This window comes from Lysinibacillus sp. FJAT-14222 (assembly GCF_001278875.1).
Classification (GTDB): domain Bacteria; phylum Bacillota; class Bacilli; order Bacillales_A; family Planococcaceae; genus Lysinibacillus; species Lysinibacillus agricola.
Genome location: NZ_LIYL01000020.1, coordinates 1 through 20,203, shown reverse-complemented (window position 1 = coordinate 20,203; position 20,203 = coordinate 1). Strand labels below are relative to the sequence as shown.

The 20,203-nt window shown below is 36.8% G+C and carries 25 protein-coding genes; 2 read left to right on the top strand and 23 right to left on the bottom strand.

The annotated features are described in order from the left end of the window. Positions 1-166 precede the first annotated feature (166 nt). The 10 genes from AN161_RS09415 to metG all read right to left on the bottom strand — a co-directional run bounded on the left by AN161_RS09415 (position 167) and on the right by metG (position 9,341). Positions 167-541, bottom strand: coding sequence for a RidA family protein (locus AN161_RS09415; RefSeq protein ID WP_053594106.1), 375 nt, complete (start codon positions 539-541; stop codon positions 167-169). Then, positions 538-1,371: a pur operon repressor gene (purR, locus tag AN161_RS09410; protein ID WP_053594105.1), complete on the bottom strand. Its 834-nt coding sequence runs from the start codon at positions 1,369-1,371 to the stop codon at positions 538-540. The genes AN161_RS09415 and purR overlap by 4 nt, the downstream gene beginning before the upstream one ends. Before the next feature lie 56 nt (positions 1,372-1,427). Further along, complete coding sequence (gene ispE / locus AN161_RS09405; protein WP_053594104.1) at positions 1,428-2,294, bottom strand: 4-(cytidine 5'-diphospho)-2-C-methyl-D-erythritol kinase; 867 nt, start codon at positions 2,292-2,294, stop codon at positions 1,428-1,430. Positions 2,295-2,520: 226 nt separating this feature from the next. Continuing rightward, positions 2,521-2,703 carry a small, acid-soluble spore protein, alpha/beta type gene (locus AN161_RS09400; RefSeq protein WP_053594103.1) on the bottom strand — a complete coding sequence of 61 codons (183 nt, stop codon included), beginning with the start codon at positions 2,701-2,703 and terminating at the stop codon, positions 2,521-2,523. Positions 2,704-2,816: 113 nt separating this feature from the next. Then, positions 2,817-3,077, bottom strand: coding sequence for a Veg family protein (locus tag AN161_RS09395; protein ID WP_053594102.1), 261 nt, complete (start codon positions 3,075-3,077; stop codon positions 2,817-2,819). Positions 3,078-3,235: 158 nt separating this feature from the next. Then, positions 3,236-4,117 (bottom strand): 16S rRNA (adenine(1518)-N(6)/adenine(1519)-N(6))-dimethyltransferase RsmA, encoded by an 882-nt coding sequence (rsmA, locus tag AN161_RS09390; protein WP_053594101.1) that lies wholly within the window; start codon positions 4,115-4,117, stop codon positions 3,236-3,238. After that, positions 4,110-4,676, bottom strand: coding sequence for a ribonuclease M5 (gene rnmV, locus AN161_RS09385; protein ID WP_053594100.1), 567 nt, complete (start codon positions 4,674-4,676; stop codon positions 4,110-4,112). The genes rsmA and rnmV overlap by 8 nt, the downstream gene beginning before the upstream one ends. 299 nt (positions 4,677-4,975) lie before the next feature. Then, positions 4,976-6,205: a G5 and 3D domain-containing protein gene (locus tag AN161_RS09380; RefSeq protein ID WP_053594099.1), complete on the bottom strand. Its 1,230-nt coding sequence runs from the start codon at positions 6,203-6,205 to the stop codon at positions 4,976-4,978. Between the two features lie 135 nt (positions 6,206-6,340). Then, a complete protein-coding gene (locus AN161_RS09375) occupies positions 6,341-7,111 on the bottom strand; it encodes a TatD family hydrolase (protein WP_053594098.1) in 771 nt (256 codons plus the stop codon). Between the two features lie 253 nt (positions 7,112-7,364). After that, a complete protein-coding gene (gene metG / locus AN161_RS09370; RefSeq protein ID WP_053594097.1) occupies positions 7,365-9,341 on the bottom strand; it encodes a methionine--tRNA ligase in 1,977 nt (658 codons plus the stop codon). A gap of 409 nt (positions 9,342-9,750) precedes the next feature. Between metG and AN161_RS09365 the strand changes: the two genes are divergently transcribed. Next, the gene (locus AN161_RS09365) at positions 9,751-10,035 is read left to right on the top strand and encodes an AbrB/MazE/SpoVT family DNA-binding domain-containing protein (RefSeq protein WP_185903555.1); all 285 of its coding nucleotides are present in this window, start codon (positions 9,751-9,753) and stop codon (positions 10,033-10,035) included. A 267-nt stretch (positions 10,036-10,302) separates the two neighbouring features. Next, positions 10,303-10,611 carry a hypothetical protein gene (locus AN161_RS28725; protein ID WP_143114700.1) on the top strand — a complete coding sequence of 103 codons (309 nt, stop codon included), beginning with the start codon at positions 10,303-10,305 and terminating at the stop codon, positions 10,609-10,611. On the opposite strand, the gene rsmI is transcribed toward AN161_RS28725, so the two are convergent. From rsmI to AN161_RS09300, 13 genes are all read right to left on the bottom strand, one after another. Next, entirely contained in the window at positions 10,564-11,436 is an 873-nt protein-coding gene (gene rsmI, locus AN161_RS09360; protein ID WP_053594096.1) for a 16S rRNA (cytidine(1402)-2'-O)-methyltransferase, read from the bottom strand. The two genes, AN161_RS28725 and rsmI, sit on opposite strands and share 48 nt — an antisense overlap. Next, positions 11,433-11,696 carry a GIY-YIG nuclease family protein gene (locus AN161_RS09355; protein WP_053594095.1) on the bottom strand — a complete coding sequence of 88 codons (264 nt, stop codon included), beginning with the start codon at positions 11,694-11,696 and terminating at the stop codon, positions 11,433-11,435. The genes rsmI and AN161_RS09355 overlap by 4 nt, the downstream gene beginning before the upstream one ends. Further along, on the bottom strand, positions 11,680-12,429 hold the full coding sequence (locus AN161_RS09350; RefSeq protein ID WP_053594094.1) for a tRNA1(Val) (adenine(37)-N6)-methyltransferase: 750 nt from the start codon (positions 12,427-12,429) through the stop codon (positions 11,680-11,682). The genes AN161_RS09355 and AN161_RS09350 overlap by 17 nt, the downstream gene beginning before the upstream one ends. 63 nt (positions 12,430-12,492) lie before the next feature. Then, positions 12,493-12,849: a DNA replication initiation control protein YabA gene (gene yabA, locus AN161_RS09345; RefSeq protein WP_053594093.1), complete on the bottom strand. Its 357-nt coding sequence runs from the start codon at positions 12,847-12,849 to the stop codon at positions 12,493-12,495. 27 nt (positions 12,850-12,876) lie between these two features. After that, complete coding sequence (locus AN161_RS09340; RefSeq protein WP_053594092.1) at positions 12,877-13,692, bottom strand: stage 0 sporulation family protein; 816 nt, start codon at positions 13,690-13,692, stop codon at positions 12,877-12,879. Then, positions 13,685-14,689 carry a DNA polymerase III subunit delta' gene (holB, locus tag AN161_RS09335; protein ID WP_053594091.1) on the bottom strand — a complete coding sequence of 335 codons (1,005 nt, stop codon included), beginning with the start codon at positions 14,687-14,689 and terminating at the stop codon, positions 13,685-13,687. Before holB ends, AN161_RS09340 begins: the two co-directional genes overlap by 8 nt. 193 nt (positions 14,690-14,882) lie before the next feature. Beyond that, complete coding sequence (locus AN161_RS09330) at positions 14,883-15,323, bottom strand: YaaR family protein (RefSeq protein ID WP_053594090.1); 441 nt, start codon at positions 15,321-15,323, stop codon at positions 14,883-14,885. A gap of 78 nt (positions 15,324-15,401) precedes the next feature. Next, positions 15,402-15,731 carry a cyclic-di-AMP receptor gene (locus AN161_RS09325; RefSeq protein WP_053594089.1) on the bottom strand — a complete coding sequence of 110 codons (330 nt, stop codon included), beginning with the start codon at positions 15,729-15,731 and terminating at the stop codon, positions 15,402-15,404. 159 nt (positions 15,732-15,890) lie between these two features. Beyond that, positions 15,891-16,520, bottom strand: coding sequence for a dTMP kinase (tmk, locus tag AN161_RS09320; RefSeq protein WP_053594088.1), 630 nt, complete (start codon positions 16,518-16,520; stop codon positions 15,891-15,893). A gap of 17 nt (positions 16,521-16,537) precedes the next feature. Then, positions 16,538-17,962 carry an aminotransferase class I/II-fold pyridoxal phosphate-dependent enzyme gene (locus AN161_RS09315; RefSeq protein WP_053594087.1) on the bottom strand — a complete coding sequence of 475 codons (1,425 nt, stop codon included), beginning with the start codon at positions 17,960-17,962 and terminating at the stop codon, positions 16,538-16,540. A 90-nt stretch (positions 17,963-18,052) separates the two neighbouring features. Continuing rightward, positions 18,053-18,589, bottom strand: coding sequence for an HXXEE domain-containing protein (locus AN161_RS09310; RefSeq protein ID WP_053594086.1), 537 nt, complete (start codon positions 18,587-18,589; stop codon positions 18,053-18,055). Positions 18,590-18,736: 147 nt separating this feature from the next. After that, positions 18,737-19,291, bottom strand: a complete 555-nt coding sequence (locus AN161_RS09305; RefSeq protein WP_053594085.1) for a TetR/AcrR family transcriptional regulator — start codon at positions 19,289-19,291, stop codon at positions 18,737-18,739. Positions 19,292-19,577: 286 nt separating this feature from the next. Continuing rightward, on the bottom strand, positions 19,578-20,012 hold the full coding sequence (locus AN161_RS09300) for an SRPBCC family protein (RefSeq protein ID WP_053594084.1): 435 nt from the start codon (positions 20,010-20,012) through the stop codon (positions 19,578-19,580). Positions 20,013-20,203 lie beyond the last annotated feature (191 nt).

Sequence of the window (20,203 nt, the reverse complement as noted above, 5' to 3'; positions counted from 1 at the left end):
GCTACAATCAGTTAAAATGGGCATACATTAGCAAAATATCAACAAAAAAATCCTTTTACCACTCAATGAAAAACCCACATTTTCCCAATCAACTTGTTCTGACATTAATAAAAAAAGCCCACTAAAAGAACAAATCATTTCTCTTCTAGCAGGCTTATTAAATTTCTTATTTAACGATGGCAATAACTTCAATCTCTACTTTTACATCCTTTGGTAAACGTGCAACCTCTACTGCTGAACGAGCTGGTTTATGGTCGCCAAAGTGGCTAGCATATACTTCATTCATTGCAACAAAGTCGTTCATATCTTTCATAAAAACAGTTGTTTTAACTATATTATCTAAAGATGTTCCAGCAGCTTCTAAAACTGCTTTTAAATTAGCAAATACTTGATTTGTTTGAGCTGTGATATCACCTTCCACTAATTCGCCAGCTGCTGTTAGCGGAATTTGACCTGAACTATAAAACATGCCGTTTACAATAATCCCCTGTGAATATGGTCCGATTGCTGCTGGTGCATTTGTTGTTGCTACTACTTTCATTTGTCATTTCCCCTTTTAGAAAAATAGTTACCTTCACTTAATGCAATTGTACGGTCTTTTTCATTAACCTCATGAAGCTTCACTAGTGAATAATAATCATCTACTAGAGTTTCATCTGCATGCTCAGCCTCTACAAGCACCGCAATACCTGCTAGCTGACAGTCAAACTCCTCTAAAAGATTTTTCATGCCGTTCATTGTACCTCCGACCTTCATAAAGTCGTCAGTAATAAGCACTCGTTGTCCACTCTTCATGCTTCTTTTTGATAATACCATTGTCTGAATCCTTCTGGAAGAACCAGATACATAGTTGATGCTGACTGTAGAGCCTTCAGTTACCTTACTATCTCTTCTGACAACAACAACTGGTACATTTAAATGTCTTGCAATGGCGTGGGCAATAGAAATCCCTTTTGTTGCTACAGTCATTATGACGTCAATTTGTTGGTCAGCAAATGCGGATGCAAACACCTTGCCAACTCGATTAATTAAATCTGGATTGCCGAGTAAGTCTGTCATAAATAAATAACCGCCTGGTAACAAACGATCTGAATGCTCAAGCTCCGCCTTTAAATCCTGAATAACTAAACGGACCTCAGACTCGGACATTTTAGGAATATACTTAACTCCTCCTGCAGCGCCCGGTACTGTCATCAATAACCCGATTCCTTTTTCTTCGAAAGTTTCTTTTACAATCGTCAAATCTTCACTAATGGAAGACTTTGCAGATTGATATAGTTCAGAAAAATAAGTTAGCGGGATCAGCTGATGTGGATGTTCTAGTAAATAGTACGTCATATCAACTAGTCGTTCACTACGCTTCCATTTCATGCGACCCTCTCCTAAACACGAATATTTATAGGTAAAATTAACATAAATTTGCGGTTTTAAGCAAGCGTATTTCGCTCGCCTAAAATCCGAACGGCATATACTTCTTCGCAAAAACCACGTAAACCATTATAAATGCGACTCACTCGAGCTTCACTATCCACTAAACCAAACACCGTCGGACCGCTTCCACTCATTAATGTTGCATCTGCTCCAAAGCGCTTCATCTGTTCCTTTAACATTACTACTTCTGGATGTAGCTTAAAAGTTACAGTTTCCAAAACATTTCCTAATGATGCACATAGTAGCTCATAATCTTCCGTTTCAATAGCATGAATCATTTGCTTCGTATTTGGATGTTCTAACCCTTCAACCTTTAATCCTCCATACACTTCTGCAGTAGAGACACCTATTTTAGGCTTAGCTAAGACTATCCAACAGTTCGGTGGTGCAGGCAATTCCTGAATTTTTTCTCCACGCCCCGTTGCTAATGCTGTGCCACCATAGACACAAAATGAAACATCTGAACCAATTTTAGCGCCTAGTTCGGCTAATTCATCTATAGATAACCCTAAATTCCACAGCTCATTTAAACCCTTTAGTGTAGCAGCCGCATCGCTACTTCCGCCTGCTAGACCTGCTGCAATTGGTATTTCCTTTTCTATAGTAATGGATACACCTTGTCCAATGCCGTATGTATCTTTAACTAGACGCGCTGCCTGATAAGCAAAATTACGGTGATCATTTGGCACAAAATTATCAGTTGAAATTATTTCAATTACACCATCTTCTCGAGATTCCAGACTAATACGATCAGCTAAATCAACAGTCGTCATGACCATCTCTACTTCGTGATAATTATCTGGTCTTTTATAAAGCACATCTAATGTTAAATTTATTTTTGCAGGCGCCTTTACATAAAGCATCTTTCTTCCTCCCTTATAGCTACACGTATCAACAGCCATATCTTTCACAAGATTATTCATTTTATTTTACCATAATGGGAAAGCGAAAATGGAAAAAAAGAACCGTATACCCCTGTTTGGTGTAACGGTTCTCTCTCGTCAGTTGTATTGTTGTGTCAACAGGGAGTTTTCATCCCTATTGAAATGAAGTTATCTTTTATAAGTGGTCTATTTTAACAAAAATAGTCTACTTATTATGCTCTTGCTCACTACTTGCTCTTTCAGCCATTTCGATGGCACGTTTAACCATGTTACCGGCGTCTCGAGCTTTAATGCCGCCCCAGCCTTCTCGTTGCACAACATCATAAAATCCAAGTTCTTTAGCGATCTCTTCTTTTAAACGAGGTGACATGATACCTTTTCTAGGCATATAAACTCCTCCTTTAACAACTGACGATTTTAGTATGTCCCAGAAAACGCAAAACACTCATGTAGTTTTTAACATACATGAGTGTTTCAAAATATAGAAATAAGTACTAGAAACTATTTTGCGACAGCAGCCTTTGCTTCGTCTAAAAATGTAATCTCTACTGCTTCAGTTAAAATATCTGTGTAGCTATACGATACGCGCTTGCACGTATTGTCTTCTTGATCAAGCTCAACCACAAAGATAGCGCGATATGTCTCACGCAATACCCCTGCACACTCGACCGTTTTCTTGCGACCACCGTTTGCTCTTAACTGCAAACGTTTACCCAAATGACAATCCAACGACTTTTTAATGTCCGCTAAAGTTTTTGGCATTTTCGCTTACACCTCACTATTTATCAGTATAAGCGATTCGCCTAAAAATGTCAACAAAATATAATATTTTATCAGCCTCTAATAAATGTTGTCAACTTATTTTTCATAAAAACAACATATTTTTTTACGTATACTCAAAAAAAGTTAACAAAAAATTTTTACTTTGCAAATGTCGGGTGTAATGCATCGGCTAATTTTCCAAATTCTTGAATGGTAAGCGTCTCTCCACGACGAGTTGGTTCAATATTTACTGCTGTTAATGCATCCATAATTTTCTCTTTATGTGCCTTACCATTTGGTAAACCTGATTGTAAATTATTGAAGATTGTTTTTCGTCGTTGTACAAACGACGCACGTGTAACGACAAATAAAAAATCCTCATCAATCACTTTTACTGGAGGTTCATCATGTTTAATAAGACGGATAACTGCAGAATCCACATTTGGCTGCGGCATAAAAACAGTTTTCGGTACCGTCATGGCGATATCAGCCTTTACATAATATTGAATCGCAATTGATAAAGAACCGTACTCCTTCGTTCCAGGTTTAGCCGTAATGCGATCTGCTACCTCCTTTTGCATCATGACAACAAATCCGCGAATTGGCAAACGATCATTGAGCAATTTCATCAAAATCGGTGTCGTCACATAATAAGGTAAATTCGCTACGACCATAATATCCTCAATACCTGGCATCTCTTCCTTAATGATCTTGGCAACATCCGCCTTTAAAATGTCTGAATGTACTATAGTAACATTATTATATGGGCTAAGTGTATCTTCTAATACAGGTAATAATCGCTGATCAATTTCAAAAGATACAACCTTTTTTGCACTTCTCGCTAAATGCTCTGTTAACGCTCCAATGCCAGGACCAACTTCGATTGCACCACTATTTTCAGTTAAATTTGCATGACTAACAATATTTCGTAAAATGTTCGGATCGATTAAAAAATTCTGACCTAAGCTTTTTTTAAATGAAAATCCATATTTTTTTAAAATTTCCTGTGTTCTAATTGGTGTTGCAATATCCTTATGCATCGTTTTCCTCCTGATCTAACTGTGCGACTGCCGCACCAAATTGCTTTTCTGTGATTTGAAACATTTTCAATCTTTTATGAAGTTGTTTACCGTTTGTTGCACCAATATTCAAAATCTCTCCAAGGTGATCACGTCGAATTTTCGACTGTGGATGACCAATTAAACGTGCCATCATTAAATCATCGAGAGTAATGTCATCAGTGATTGGTTCAACATTTCTTGGGGTATAGACATGTCGTAACGCTTCTCGTATATCCTCATCTGCTGCATGCTCAATGCCTAGTCCTTTACCGTTTTTCGCAATTGTTTTAGCCTTTGGTAAAAAAGCGTGCTTCACACCTTTTACATGCTCCTCGATAATGGCACGAATCCGACGTCCTGGATAATCTGGATCAGTAAAAACAATAACACCTCTTTTATCCTGTGCATGTTGAATTCGCTTCAATGTCTCCTCTGAAATAGCCGATCCATTTGTTTCTAATGTATCTGCTTGTACAGCTCTCTTAATAGCTGTTGTATCATCTTTTCCTTCAACTATAATGATTTCTTTTATTTCCAAGAAGGCTCCTCTTTTCTACCTTATCTTCAGACCATTTTACAACTGCACTGTACGATTGTACAGAAATACACGGCTATTCACTTTCTTATATAACATTCTCCCTCGGCTTTGGTATTGTCGGCACCTCACTTCCGCGGAGACTGTCCATTGGCGCTACTGCTTACCTTATGTAGATATAGTTATAGTTCATTCTCAAGAATATAAAAATTACTGGAAAAAGATAAAAAAAGCTTTCCCGCCAGTCAAAACAGGAAAGCTCATAGTTAGTGAAAAACATTTTGATTAATTTAACAATTTTTTTAATTTAATACTTTTATACGCACTTTCTTAACTCCCCAATTACTAGCTTGAGCTTCAGTTTGTACAAGTATGTCGATCTTATTACCCTTAATTGCACCACCAGTATCCCCTGCTATAGCTGTTCCATAGCCTTCAACCCAAACTTTTGAGCCAAGTTTAATAACAGATGGGTCTACTGCGATTACTTTTAATCCAGAGCCTGAGCGCAAATTAATACCAGTGGCAGATGTACCCGAGCAGCCATTACAATAAGGTGTATAGGCTGTTGCCGTTACATAAAATTCTTTACCGCTAGTTGGCTCTGTTGAACCACGTGATACAGTCGATGGAGTCGATGCACTAGCTACAGTTGCGACTACAGCTTTAGTACCTACTGCAACCACCTGCGCCTGCGGTTCTTTTACAACATTTTTAGATTGTAGATTTTTAGCTACAACTTGGCCGTTCTCTTTAACAATTTCATACGTTTTAGTCATTAAACCTTGTTGGCCTGCTGTTACAACTTTTTGTTTTCCCTTTTGCAATGAAGCATCCTGCTTCTTCTCAACTGCGAAATCTAAAGAGTCTTCCACTACATCGATAACCTTTTCTACGCGAACTACTGCGATCTTACTCTCCGGAGTGATTACGTCCTTCAGGTTATTCTCGACACGATCAAATTCATTAAGTTGAATTCCTTGTTGTTTTAAAAAGTTAGCGACCGTAGTCGAAGTGGACCATACTTGTCTTTCATTTACGCCATCGACAAGCGATACTTGAAACGCTTTTTGAATATCGATTTTGTCGTCTGCTCCTATTTCTGTATCTAGACCTTGACCTAAAGAGTCATGCTCTGATACTTCGATATTCGCTTCTTTCAAAATGTCTTTCACTAGTGTTTCAGTTGTCCAAACTTTTGACTGATTTCCATCAACTGAAATAGATACTTCTTTTGCCTGTTCCCATGAAATTGCTAATCCATTAGCAATTTTGGTGTTCAGAGAGGGTGATATTTTGTCATGCTCTGCTACGTCTATATTTTCATCTTGTAATAATTGTTCTACAGTTTTGGCATGTGTTGTTACTTCGATTGCTTCTCCGTTCGCATCAAGCGTTACGGTTTTTTTAGTACCTTGATAAAGTACGAATGAAATTACAGATACAAACAGGACAAGTGAAATGATTCTTATCACTGTTTGCTTACTCCTCAATGATCCTAAGAACAAGTTTTTCATGGAATTATTTGACATGAAAAAACGCCTCCTTAATACAAAGTTGGATTATACGGACTAGATTTGGCACTGTCAACCCGAATGTATTTCTAAGAAAATTGACATTGCCTTTTTAGCCAACCACAAATCCAGCATTGGAGGCATCTCAGCTAGTTAAACGTCAATCCTAAAAAATTTTTTCGCATTGGCTGTCGTTACCTGTGCAATTTCCTCAATCGTTAATCCTTTTAAACGCGCAATTTCTTCTGCAACTAATGGCACTAAAGCTGGCTCATTACGCTTTCCTCGATATGGATGGGGCGCTAAATACGGCGCATCTGTTTCAATCATCAAATGCTCTAAAGGTATTTCTTTCGCCACTTCCTTCGGCATACGTGCATTTTTAAATGTCACGGGCCCACCAAGACTAATCATAAAATTCATAGCAATACATTCACGTGCTGTTTCCACACTGCCACTATAACAATGCATAACACCTCCCACGGAAGCTGCATTTTCTTCACGTAAAATTTGTACAACATCTCCTGTTGCATCCCTGTTATGAATAATGATTGGTAAATTCACCTTTTGCGCTAAATGGATTTGCTTGCGGAAAAGTGCTTGTTGAACATCCTTCGGGGATTTATCCCAATAGTAGTCCAACCCAGTTTCACCAATACCAACTATTTTTGGATGTGCTGCTAATTCCTCAATCCAGTTTAAATCCTCTTGTGTACAATCAATGGCGTCTACTGGGTGCCAGCCTATGACACCATAAACAAAATCATATTGTTCCACCAATTGCATTGTTTTTTCAATGGTTTTGCGGTCGAAACCAACAACAACCATCGTTTCTACTTTCGCTTCAAGAGCTCTATCTATAACCTCTTGTAAGTCTTCTTCATACTGATCTGCGTTTAAGTGTACATGTGTATCAATGAACATCGTCATTCTCCTAACTTAGATTTTATTAAAAATTATTATTTCATATTTTGCATAAGCATTACAAATTTGTTACAAACAATTTAGTATTGTGACATTCCCCTTAACCTCAGGCACCACATCTGTTACTATATGCCTAAAAAAACTTATTAATTACCACACATAAATTATTTCAAGATAATAAAATGCTCATTTTTTAAACGAATTTTAAAAGCCTGCTGAACTTTTTGCATTCAACAGGCCTTACTAAAATCTTTTACTTTACTTTTGCACCGTTTTCTAGTTTTGGATCAACTGATGCTAATTTTAAAATTCCATCTTTTTCACCAGCTAATATCATCCCTTGCGATAATTCACCGCGTAATTTAACTGGTTTTAAGTTTGCGACTACAATCACTTTTTGACCAACTAACTCATCTGGCGAATAGAACTTTGCAATACCCGAAACTACTTGTCGTTGCTCATATCCAAGATCAACCTGTAGCTTTAATAGCTTGTCTGCTTTAGGGATAGATTCACATGCTGTTACCGTTGCAACACGTAAATCAATTTTCATGAAATCATCGATAGCAATTTCAGGAATTTCTGGAATTTCCGCAGTTTTTTGCTCAACTTTTGATTCTTTTTCTTGTGAAGTTTTCACTGAACCACGCATTTCTTCACGAATATATGCAATTTCTACTTCACTTTCTAAACGTGGGAAAATCGGTATACCTTTTTCTACCACTTTAATGTTTGCTGGAATAGTATTGCCGAATGTTTCAATTGTTTCCCATGCTAAGAATTTGTCATCCAAGCCTAATTGTTCAATAATTCGTTTAGGCGTAGATGTCATAAATGGTTGTAACATGACAGCAATTTGGTGTAAACTTTCCGCCAAATTTCGCATAACAGCGCCTAATTTTGGCTTATCTGATTCCTCTTTTGCTAGGACCCACGGTTGAGTTTCATCTATATATTTATTTGTTCTCGATACAAGCGTCCATAAGTCGGCTAATACGACACTAAATTGCATTTTTTCCATACTTTCTTCATATTTAATACGTACCGATTTTGCCTGCTCTTTTAAAGCTGCATCAAACTCTGTCGAATGAAGATTTTCAGTTGGAATATTGCCGTCGAAATATTTATTAATCATTGATATTGTACGATTCAATAAATTTCCTAAATCGTTTGCTAAGTCAAAGTTTGTACGTTCTACAAAAGATTCTGGCGAAAATACACCATCAGAGCCAAATGGTAGCTCGCGCAATAGGAAGTATCGTGTCGCATCTAAGCCATAACGTTCTATTAACATTTCAGGATAAATAACATTGCCCTTTGATTTAGACATCTTACCGTCCTTCATCATTATGAAACCATGTGCAAACACTTTTTTAGGAAGTGGTAAATCTAGTGCCATTAAGAAAATTGGCCAATAAATAGTATGGAAGCGAACGATGTCTTTTCCAACTACATGTACATCTGCCGGCCAATATTTATTGAATAATGTTTCATCCTCTGAAAGATAACCTAAAGATGTAATATAGTTAGTTAAAGCATCTACCCATACATAAATTACATGTTTAGGGTCTCCTGGAACTTTAATGCCCCAATCAAATGATGTTCTTGATACCGATAAATCTTCTAGCCCTGGTTTAATAAAGTTGTTAATCATTTCATTTTTTCGAGATTCCGGCTCAATGAATTCAAGGTTTTCTTCATAATAAGCTAATAGACGATCTGCGTATTTCTTCATATTAAAGAAGTAAGATTCCTCTTTAACTTTGTGTACCGGACGACCACAGTCTGGACAGTTACCATCTACTAATTGTGTCTCAGTAAAGAATGATTCACATGGTGTACAGTACCAACCTTCATACTCACCTTTATAAATATCACCATTATCTAAAAACTTTTGGAAAATCTTTTCGACAGCTTTCGTATGACGCTCTTGCGTTGTTTGAATAAAGTCATCGTATGAAATGTCCATTAATGCCCAAAGTTTTTTCGCAGCATCTGCAATTTCATTCACGTAATCTTGAGGATGCTTGCCCGCTTCTGCAGCTTTTTCTTGAATTTTTTGTCCGTGCTCATCCATCCCAGTTAGAAAACGTACATCATAGCCACGTAAACGTTTATAACGTGCAATTGTATCCGATGCTACAGTTGTATACGCAGTACCAATATGAAATTTCCCACTTGGGTAGTAAATAGGGGTTGTTATATAGAATGTTTTATTTTGTTCGTTCACAAGAACTGCCTCCATTGTTTCACAGTATACTATCTATTCTAACGAAGTACGAAATTCGTTTCAACTTCTTTCAGCAGGTGTGCAAGCACAAAGCCGATTCCGAACGCAATTATGCCGAGGTATAATTGATTGAAAGTTTCTCGTACGGCGAAAAATGTCGAATGATATAATCAATCCATTTAATGTCTTAAATAAGAAGCTTTTTTACTATAAATTAAAATATATAATAAAAACCTTTTAAAAAAACCAAAATATCTGTTTTCTCCTCAAAAATTTTTTTTAAAACAATAATATTAGTGTATTAATTAATTGACGTTTATGGCATTACTTGGTATGATAACTATCAGACAAGGAAATTATGTCGAAATTTGACGAAACACCAATATAACTTTTAACATTAGGAGGAAAAATAATTATGAAATCAACAGGAATCGTTCGTAAAGTCGATGAATTAGGTCGTGTAGTAATTCCAATCGAACTACGCCGTACTTTAGGTATTGCAGAAAAAGACGCTTTAGAAATCTATGTGGATGATGACAAAATCATCTTAAAAAAATATATGCCTAACATGACATGTGCTGTAACTGGTGAAGTTTCTGATGATAACTTCCGTCTAGTTGGAGGCAAATTAATTTTAAGTCCTGAAGGCGCAGAAATGTTAGTGAAAGAAATCCAATCTAACTTAAAAAAATAATTTGTTACACACCTAAATTGAGAACAGCGATTTAGGTGTTTTATTTTTATAAAGAGAAACTCTAATAATACGGGATAAAATATAATATAACCAATTCTTAAGTCCCTTATAATGTCCATGTCAGACCTTTCATAACTAAGGGTACTATTTTTTACAATTATTATCAATTTAAATGGTTTATATGCTCATCACCAAAAGTTGGGCGTGACATTTGTTAAAACGTAAGCCTTGTATATAAGTTGATCTTCGTTCCGACTGGGCGACTCCTTGGGGATCAGCGTCACAGATGAGACCCTGGAGCGAGCTACGCGAGTGAAGCGGCTCATCGGACGCCCTCAGGAAGCTTTGCTCTGTGCGAAAGCGAAGCGTCAGCTACAATTGTTTTATCTGTGCGAAAGCGAAGCGTCAGCAACAAAGCGCCCAGTCGGAACGGAAATCAACCCACGTTACGGTGAGGAGCCATTTTATAATTACCTATTTAGATATACAAAAAAGAGGTGCCCTATTAAGGCAACCTCTTTCTTTACATTAACTATGGTATTCATTATAAACTTCTCGCTTCGCTACTTGACGTAGTTTTGCTACTTCCTTTATAGCTTCTTTTGATGTAACGCCTGTATGATCAATAATATAATCGACATGTTCGATTATAGACATTGTCATCCAATAAGCTTCTTCACTATTTTCTTCCTCGGCATTCTCATTTCCTTCAAGGACAATACAAAATTCTCCACGAATTTCCTCTGTTTGTGACCATTCCACTGCTTCAGCCAATGTACCACGTAAAAACTCTTCGAATTTTTTAGTTAACTCGCGTGCTAATACAATTCGACGATGACCAAGAATAGCTTCCATATCTTTTAAAGTTTCCTTTAAACGATGAGGTGCCTCATAAAACAAAATGGTTTCCTGACGTTTTTTCAGTTGCTCTAATTGCTGTCGACGTTCTTTTTTTCCTCGATTTAAAAATCCATAAAAGAAAAATGGCTGCGGTGTTAATCCAGAAGCGATTAATGCTGATATTGCTGCATTGGGACCTGGTACCGGCACAACTGGAAAGTTTTGCTCAATTGCTTTTTCGACTATATCTGCACCAGGATCAGAAATACAAGGTAAACCGGCATCACTAACTAATGCAACTGTTTTTCCTTCACGTAAGAAGGCTAACAGCTTCTCCCCTCCCACCGCTAAATTATGTTCATGATAGCTTATAAGTGGTGTTGCTATATCAAAGTAGTTGCATAGCTTCTTTGTATTACGCGTATCCTCGGCAGCAATAATATCTGCTTCCTTTAAAATACGTAGCGCACGCACACTCATATCCTCTAGGTTGCCAATAGGTGTTGCAACTAGATATAAACAACCTGTATGATCATGCATTGTACTTTTCTGAGATTTCATGACTCATCCCTCCCTATATATTTCATTTTTTGCGTTCGTGTTAGCTGTTTAAAAGCATATTCTGCACGCATCGCCTCTTGCTTTGTATCAAATTCCTCTACATAAATACATTCCACTGGACCTCGTGCTCTCGTATATTTTGCTCCCTTACCAGTATTATGTACAGCGACACGTCTGTCTACATTATTCGTGTAGCCTGCGTAAAAAGATTGATCCGCACATTCTAACACATAAAAATAATGGTTATTGTTCTTTTCCATAAAGGATTTCTCTCACTTCCGCTGTATATTCATTATTCGCATTATAAACATACAGGGGCGGCAATATTTTTAAATCAGGTTTACCGTCTTTAATTCCTTCTATTAATAGTGTATTGGCTTCCTTACCTTCTTTCGGGTAAATAAGCTGCATACGTTTAGGCTCTAATCGATTCGCACGCATTGCCGTAACAATATCTAATAATCGACCTGGACGATGAACAAAAGCTGCTTTTCCACCTTGCTTTAATAATTTACTTGCTGATTGGACCGCTTCCTCTAACGTTAAATATAGTTCATGACGTGCAATAGCGTAATGCTCACTTAAATTTTTATCACTGGCTTCATGTGCTAAAAAATATGGTGGATTACAGGTTACAGCATCATATTTTTCGAAACCAAGTTGCTTAGGAATTTCCTTGACATCACCAAGAATCATATCAATTTGCTCTTCTAACTTATTGTAACGGATACTTCGCTCAGCCATATCAAATAAGCGCGGTTGAATTTCTACTCCTGTAATATGCCCCTTTGTTCTGGCACTTAAAAAAAGCGGGATTACACCGTTACCTGAGCATAAATCAACAATTTCCCCTTTATAATATGGGACATTGACAAATTTCGAAAGTAGCACCGCATCCAATGAAAACGAAAAGACAGAGGGACTTTGAATAATACGTAAATTCTCAGCCAATAAATAGTCTAAGCGTTCGTCACCCTTTAACCAATCTTCCATGATTCTTCCTCCTACTATACAAAACAAAAGACTGACACCACCATAGTGGGAATCAGCCTTCTATTACACATTTTGTTTATTTAAAAATGATAGACAAAACAGACAATCTTCACCTTTACGTGAGCTTCCGAAATGAACATGACAAACATGGAAGCCTTCCTGGTATAGACGTGCTAGGTTATCATAGCCCTCGCCAATATCTAATGGACTCTCTTTCTTCTCATCAGCAGCCTGTACGGAGTTTTCATTAGAAAGTAGTTCTTCTAGACGTGTACGAAGGTGATGATTTTCTGTTTCGAGTGCCTTATGTTCCTCCATCATTAACGCTACAAATTGTTTCAATGCACCAAATTGGTCCTGCATTGCTTCGAGCTGTTGTTCGAACTCCATAACGGTATCTAAGAAATTACGGTCCTTCACCCAAGCCACCTCGTTCAATTCTCTATCTTATATAAGATTTTTTTCGCATGCTAGCAGTTCTTCTAGTGTATACTCGACTGAGCGCTCCTGCTCTTGTAAATATACTTGAATGAGTCTTTCTAGTACATTTAAACCTACAACTTTACCACGACCATCTGGTGTCATCGCTATGTCACCAATGTCTGGCATGCCCTCTTTTGCTTCCTCATATTCATCATTTTCATACTTCAAGCAGCACATTAAACGGCCGCAGAGACCAGAAATTTTTGATGGATTTAAAGATAAATTTTGATCTTTAGCCATTTTAATAGAAACTGGCTCAAAATCGCCTAAAAACGTTGAGCAGCAAAGCATCCGGCCACATGGACCAATACCACCTAATAACTTCGCCTCATCACGTACACCAATTTGACGAAGTTCGATACGTGTTCTAAAAACCGAAGCTAAATCTTTTACAAGATCTCTGAAATCGACGCGTCCTTCAGCCGTAAAATAAAAGATGATTTTATTACGATCAAATGTATATTCAACATCAACGAGCTTCATTTCTAGATTATGCTCAATGATTTTAGTACTTGCTAGTTCAAATGCGCGCTTCGATTCGGCAGCATTTTCCTCTACTTGAATACGATCACGTTCATCCGCTGGTCGTAGTACTTGTTTAAGTGGTAATACAACATCATTATCCCCAACAACCTTTTGAGGGACAACTACTTTACCATATTCTACACCGCGAGCTGTCTCTACAATGACATATTGACTGTTCTCTAGTAGATATGATGCTGGATCAAAATAATATATTTTACCCGCTTTTTTAAAGCGGACTCCCACTACATTATACAAATGTATATCCCTCCTGCAGATTTAGCATTAGCTGCTCCATCATTAACGTCCTATTCATGTTACGCTGTAAAGATGCGCGTGCCTGTAAAATAGACTCCATTTGACTAGATAGGCGTTCATAAGTCGAATGTAACGCAGCTTCTTTAAATGTCTGTAACATGTCTGGATAAGTACAAGCTGCTTCGGGATTAGCTTTTATTGACACTATATCACGGTAAGCAAATAGTAGTAAATCCAATGCCTGCTCCATCTCGCCTTTTTCTTTAAACAGTGGCAACCATTCTTCATGCACAACAAGCATTGCTTCATGTACATTCTGACGAATTGCCTCTACTAATTTTAACACTGTTTTTCGAGCATGTGCAAACTGCTCATCATTTGCTAAAAATATAGCTGTTTCGAGCTCGTTCGTCATCATGCTCACTGTAGAAGCCATCGAGTAAGAAATGTCGTTATCCTGCAAATGCTTTAACAACATATGTCGAGGCATTTTTTGAAATTTAATATGCTGACAGCGTGAGCGAATCGTTGGTAATACTGACTGCATCTGCTCCGTTAGCAAAATCGCAGTTACCTCACCATCAGGTTCCTCTAAAAATTTAAGTATCATGTTTGCAGACGCAATATTGAGACGGTCTGCATGATGAAGTACATAAATCTTACGTCCCTCTTCAATACCCATCATCTTCATCTCTGCAATTAATTCACGTATTTGATCAATTTTTATAAATTGACCTTCTGGATAAATTTGATGAATATTTGGATGATTACCCGAATCAACACGTCTGCAATTTCGACATGTTTCACATGGAACATTTTGATTTGGTTGCTCACATAGCATTAATTTGACAAAAAACTGCATAATATCTACTTTGCCTGTCCCTTTTTCGCCATCAAAAATGTATGCATGTGCTAATCTTTTTTTGTCAAAAATCGTTTGAAGCTGCTTCATTACGACTGGTTGTAGTGTGAATAGCTCTTCAACATTCTTGGCCATATATTAAAATTCCTTCCTATATCAATTACACTCATAGCATAATTGTTTCCTATTGCTCACTTTTAGTACAGAAATATCTGCAGTTCTAGAGCAGATAGATTAGTTACGTGTTACTCAGCAAGTCATTTCTTGACCTGACTGCTGAATGATATTTGAAAAAAGCCCGCGCCTACAAGAGAACGAGACACGGGTTTTACATATATAAATTAATTAATAAGCCTTTAATCTCACCGATTTTATCAAGAAGGTCGATTGCTTCCTTTTCTTCATCTAAAATATCTTGCGTAAGCTCCACAAGGCGAATATCAATGGTTTCGATAATTTTTAAGCGTCTTCCTTCACCAAAACGATTCCATGTATGTGATTGCTTTAACTCCATACCATGCTCTACTGTTTCTTGTAGAAATCGTTTAACAAGCATTTTAAAACGAGCTAGTTCTCGTAAATTACGTGATCTTGCAACACGGTCACCTGCTGTAGAAATATCCCCTAGCAATCGTGTAAGTTGTTCAGTTTGCAGTTTGGTGCCTTGCTTGACGACCATATCTCCAAATCGGTTATTTTGATTATTGTTATGCAGTGGCTCTTTGCGATTAGTATTTAACCCGACACGTATATCTTGATTGATCTTCAAGCTGTTTTCGCCCCCACTTGCTTTCTATATCAAATACACAAAAGCTAATTTATAATGTGTTTACTTAAACGTAATGATTTAAAAATGGTGAAACTGTTCAATCGGTAATACAAAAACAGTCGCTCCTCCTACTTCTACCTCCACAGGATAAGGTATATAGGAATCTGCATTCCCGCCTAATGGTGAAACAGGTGCAACCATTTGTTCTCGTGCTCGACAATTATCACGAATAATATCTAAAACTTTGGGTATGAGAGAGTCTTCCGTCCCTATAAGAAACGTCGTATTTCCAGAGCGTAAAAATCCTCCTGTGCTCGCTAATTTAGTTGCGCGAAACTGATTTTTCGTTAAAGCATTCGATAAGCGGTTGCTATCTTGATCTTGCACTACAGCTACGACTAACTTCATTCGCACTCACCCCTTTTATAAAATTCACCTAAATAGATTTTCATTACTTCAAAACAGTGGCATCTATTTTTAATTTTATTCAATAAGCATTATAATGCCTGTTAAATAAAATAATAGATGTTACCATTATATCACAATGTGATAAACAACTTCATGCTTTTACTGCATTGCTTCATATAATAATGACCATACATCTTCAACAACACGCTCAATATTTTGGTCTGCATTCACGACATGTATACGTTCAGGGTAACGCTCCACTAGCTGTAAATACCCTTCTCGAACCTTCTTATGAAAAGCTAAACTTTCAACATCTAAACGATTTACTTCTCGCTCTCCATGAGCATGAATACGTGCTAAGCCAACCTCTGGTGCAAGGTCAAATAATATTGTCACATCAGGTAACTTCTTACCGATTGCAAACTCATTAATAGATAATACTTCATCGACGCCAATACCACGTGCATATCCTTGGTATGCTAATGATGAATCAATAAAGCGATCGCAAATAACCATTTTACCAGCATCCAAAGCAGGTCGTACTTTTTCAAAATAATGCTGACTTCTAGCCGCTGCGTACAGTAATGCCTCTGTACGCTCATCCATAGCTGTATGGGCAGGGTTTAAAATAATCGTTCTAATTTTTTCAGCAATCTCAATGCCACCAGGTTCTCTCGTTGCTAATACATCAATATTTTCTTGTGTAAGTCGCTCAGCTATTTTTTGAATAACTGTTGTTTTTCCAGCACCCTCTGGACCTTCAAATGTAATAAATAAATTGCAATTCATGCTGTTATTGCCTCCAACTATTTAATGACCTCAATCATTTTTTCTTCTAAACGGTGATTTCCTTGAAACGTTGCACCAGTAGCCAGTAACTCCTCAAGCTGACTCAGCTTTGCCACTGTAATTTTTTCGCCTGGAACAAGCAATGGAATGCCAGGTGGATAAGGAATAATCATACTTGCAGAGATACGTCCCATTGTTCGCATATACGGTAACCATTCTTTGTCCGACTTTTCAATTTCATCAAATGTATAGACTGGTTCCGTAATGGCCACAAAATTATAGGCTGTTTGTGAAGCCGTTATTATTTCTGCCTTTGGTGTACTTAACAACAATGTTATAGCATCCTTAATACAGACACGTATTTCTGCAAATGGATAGTGATGCCCATGTTTCAACAAAGGTAGCACAAGCAATACTTGATTGGCATCTGCTAGTTCTGCATAGACGTGTTTTGCTTCTAATGCCTTTTGTAATTGAAAGCCGCTATAGCCATCAACGCGAAGCAATAATTTTATAGGATCATCTACTTCGATAACTTCCAAAGAGCCAATAGCCCGTAGTGCCTTTATCCATTGATTCCTTTTTTCTATTATATATGCACCATCACTCTCCATATATGTCTGTATATAATAGCGTGCGTCATCTAAAGAAGCTAATAAAAGATAGGATGGGCTACTAGATTGTAGCATACGTAAATAGTGATTTATTTTGTCGACATCGATTAAATCTGAATTAACATGCATAAAGGATGCCATTGTCATAGCAGGCAATGTTTTATGTGCAGACTGTACTACTACATCTGCACCAAACGTCAATGCTGATGGTCGAAATAAGGTACACGCACTAAAATGGGCTCCATGCGCTTCATCCACTAAAACAGGAATACCTTTTTCATGACAATACGCAATCTGCTGCTGTATTTCTTTAGACGTCATACCGTAATACGTAGGGTATGTTAAAACTACAGCACGAGCCTCTGGATAATAATCAACAGCTTCTTTTAAATCTCTATAAGAAACATGTGTTGCAGTTAATGTTCGTTCATCCCATAGCGGCGAAACAAATACAGGCTTTGCTCCAACAAGCTCAATTGCATGAAATATAGACTTATGTGCATTCCGTTGGACAATAATCGTATCTCCTTTTTTACATGTGGCATAAATCATCGCTAAATTTCCAACCGTAGATCCACCTACTAAAAAGAAGCTTTTCATCGCCCCATATGTATCTGCCAATAAGTTTTCTGCTTCTACTATCATTTCCTCAGGGTGATGTAAGTCATCAAGACCTGATAATTCAGTCACATCGTAGCGCATTACATCTTTAAAGGCTTGAGGAAGATGGGACAGTTCTCCATGCTTATGCCCTGGTACATGAAAGGAAATATTTTGTTGTTGTCGAAAGCGTTCTAATCCTTCTACAATCGGCTTTTTCTTTTGCAAAACAAAACACCCATTTCCGTTATATTCTTAGTTAATTATAACACTTACGTTACAAAAACATTTGCTGAATGGATATAAATAAAGTGAAATTCAGATAACCTTTTTACCGATCCAATGTGCTAGTAATGCAACCGGGATCAATAAAAGACAAAATGGTAAGCATACAAATATAATATTCCACGTTATAACTTCATTGACTAATAACGAACGATACAAAATTAAACTGTATGGAATGACGATTATTAAAGATGTGAGTGCACCGGGTGTAATGGAACGAAGAAAAACAGATTGTGCAAGGTGTGTGAACGCATGTAGAAAGTAGATTAGCGTAACCATAGTGAAAAAGTATATATCTCCAAATGGCCCTTGATTCACATATTGATTGGCTAAAAAAGTGGAACTACTTACAAACATGAATATTACGATTACTGCTACCGCAAACTGCGCTGTCGACATCGAGAACTGTTTCATAACTCTATCAGCAATTTTTTCCGGCAATCTTTCGTACAAAATAGTAGAATTCTTATTTAGCCACTTTTCAACCATAATAATTTCTTCAAAATCATGAAGAATAAACATAATAGGGAATAGCCAAATAAGTGTTTGAATACCTACCCATTGTTCCATAATGATTCCTCCTTTTTAAATTATATTGAGTAATTACTCAAATGTTTCTCAAAAAAAAATAGCTCCTCACCAAATCGACTTCTATAAATTGCACACGTTTTAACAAATGTCATCCACAACTTTTGGTGATGAGCCAAAAAAATTTACTTAATGGGAATTTTGCATTCCTTTTAAAACAAACATTGCTATCTCTTCAATATAATCATTATTTTCAATTGGCATTTTATCTGTCTTTCTTTCTTCAACTAAAACATGCGTTAATATTGTTGAAAGAAACATTGAAGCTGCTGTTTCTATTGTCTTTTTTTCAACAGTACATGAAGAAGTTCTTATTAAAAATGAACTGACTTGTTCACCCATTGTATTTATAAAATCCACAATATCCTTACTAACATTTGTGTTCTGGACTATTTCGGGGGACCAAATAAAAGTTAAAAAGCTTTTATTACATGATAAAAAATTGGCATATAATTGACCAAATTTAATTAAAGCTGGATAGGGCTCCATTTTTGAAAGCTCTTTTATCTCATTTTGTAGTGAGCCCATAAATGAAAATTCACGAATAAGATAATTAAGAAGTTCATTTTTATCTTTAAAATAATAAAATATAAGCCCCTCTGCTACTCCGCTCTTTAATGCTATTTCTTTAGTAGTCGTTGCAGTATAACCCTTTTTAGTAAAAAGCTCTAATGAAGCTTCCAAAATTTTATCCTTCTTTGATATCAAACTTTTTCACCACCGTTTTTAAATTTGAGTATATACTCAAATTTAAACTTTATAAAAGGTGCTGTCAAGTTATTCCAGGTAATACGTACAAATAACGTAAGGGTGATTTCAGTTCCGACTTATTAACGTTTTAATAAAATATCAGCCCAAACTTTTGGTGATAAATACAAAAAGATCATTGCATCTAATAGCAATGACCTTCTACTCTTTTTAGTAAAAACTATTCTAAAATGTACTTAACGCCAGTTTCTCTACTAACATACTAGATACTAGCCTTTACCGCCATCTCTTGTACTAGCTTTTCTACTAATTGCGGTACAAACTTTTCTAAAATTGGATTCATCATCCCCGCTAAGAAACCGCTTGCCTTCATTGTTAAATTGCCTGCTAACTGACATGTACCGTCTTGATTTTGTGTAATTTCAAAATAACCATCACCATTTATCGGATCTGATAAGCCTACCAAATCAAACAAAACTTGATTAGGATTTGACTCCTTGCCCTTAAGCTCAACCTTTACAGCTTTTTGGATAATGCCAAAATCCCCTTGAAATACCCAAATCATATTTTGCTCATTTGGAAATTCATGATGTAAATAACCAGGTATTAGTACAGCCCATTGCTCTTTATTTTGAATAAACTCCTGTAGCCTGGCTCGTTCAATTTGGATATTTTCACTATATAATCCTGTTGCCACTTCAATACACCCCTTATTTGTTAATTTATATCAATTAAATTCTAACATTTTTCAAGGGTTTATTACTGAGTTTAATTAAAACAAAAAAACCACTGATTTCTCAGTGGCTACTTTTTGCCTAGCGACGTCCTACTCTCACAGGGGGAAGCCCCCAACTACCATCGGCGCTAAAGAGCTTAACTTCCGTGTTC

Excerpts from the sequence above, each read along its gene's own strand:
- rsmI (WP_053594096.1), bottom strand. The coding sequence starts at position 11,436 with ATGAAATCTCAGAAAAGTACAATGCATGATCATACAGGTTGTTTATAT.
- AN161_RS09395 (WP_053594102.1), bottom strand. The coding sequence starts at position 3,077 with ATGCCAAAAACTTTAGCGGACATTAAAAAGTCGTTGGATTGTCATTTG.
- AN161_RS09325 (WP_053594089.1), bottom strand. The coding sequence starts at position 15,731 with ATGAAGTTAGTCGTAGCTGTAGTGCAAGATCAAGATAGCAACCGCTTA.
- rsmA (WP_053594101.1), bottom strand. The coding sequence starts at position 4,117 with ATGCATAAGGATATTGCAACACCAATTAGAACACAGGAAATTTTAAAA.
- AN161_RS09375 (WP_053594098.1), bottom strand. The coding sequence starts at position 7,111 with ATGTTCATTGATACACATGTACACTTAAACGCAGATCAGTATGAAGAA.
- AN161_RS09310 (WP_053594086.1), bottom strand. The coding sequence starts at position 18,589 with ATGGAACAATGGGTAGGTATTCAAACACTTATTTGGCTATTCCCTATT.
- AN161_RS09350 (WP_053594094.1), bottom strand. The coding sequence starts at position 12,429 with ATGGAAGATTGGTTAAAGGGTGACGAACGCTTAGACTATTTATTGGCT.
- tmk (WP_053594088.1), bottom strand. The coding sequence starts at position 16,520 with ATGAATTGCAATTTATTTATTACATTTGAAGGTCCAGAGGGTGCTGGA.
- AN161_RS09355 (WP_053594095.1), bottom strand. The coding sequence starts at position 11,696 with ATGGAAAAGAACAATAACCATTATTTTTATGTGTTAGAATGTGCGGAT.
- purR (WP_053594105.1), bottom strand. The coding sequence starts at position 1,371 with ATGAAATGGAAGCGTAGTGAACGACTAGTTGATATGACGTACTATTTA.
- holB (WP_053594091.1), bottom strand. The coding sequence starts at position 14,689 with ATGGCCAAGAATGTTGAAGAGCTATTCACACTACAACCAGTCGTAATG.
- AN161_RS09400 (WP_053594103.1), bottom strand. The coding sequence starts at position 2,703 with ATGCCTAGAAAAGGTATCATGTCACCTCGTTTAAAAGAAGAGATCGCT.
- AN161_RS09415 (WP_053594106.1), bottom strand. The coding sequence starts at position 541 with ATGAAAGTAGTAGCAACAACAAATGCACCAGCAGCAATCGGACCATAT.
- AN161_RS09380 (WP_053594099.1), bottom strand. The coding sequence starts at position 6,205 with ATGTCAAATAATTCCATGAAAAACTTGTTCTTAGGATCATTGAGGAGT.
- ispE (WP_053594104.1), bottom strand. The coding sequence starts at position 2,294 with ATGCTTTATGTAAAGGCGCCTGCAAAAATAAATTTAACATTAGATGTG.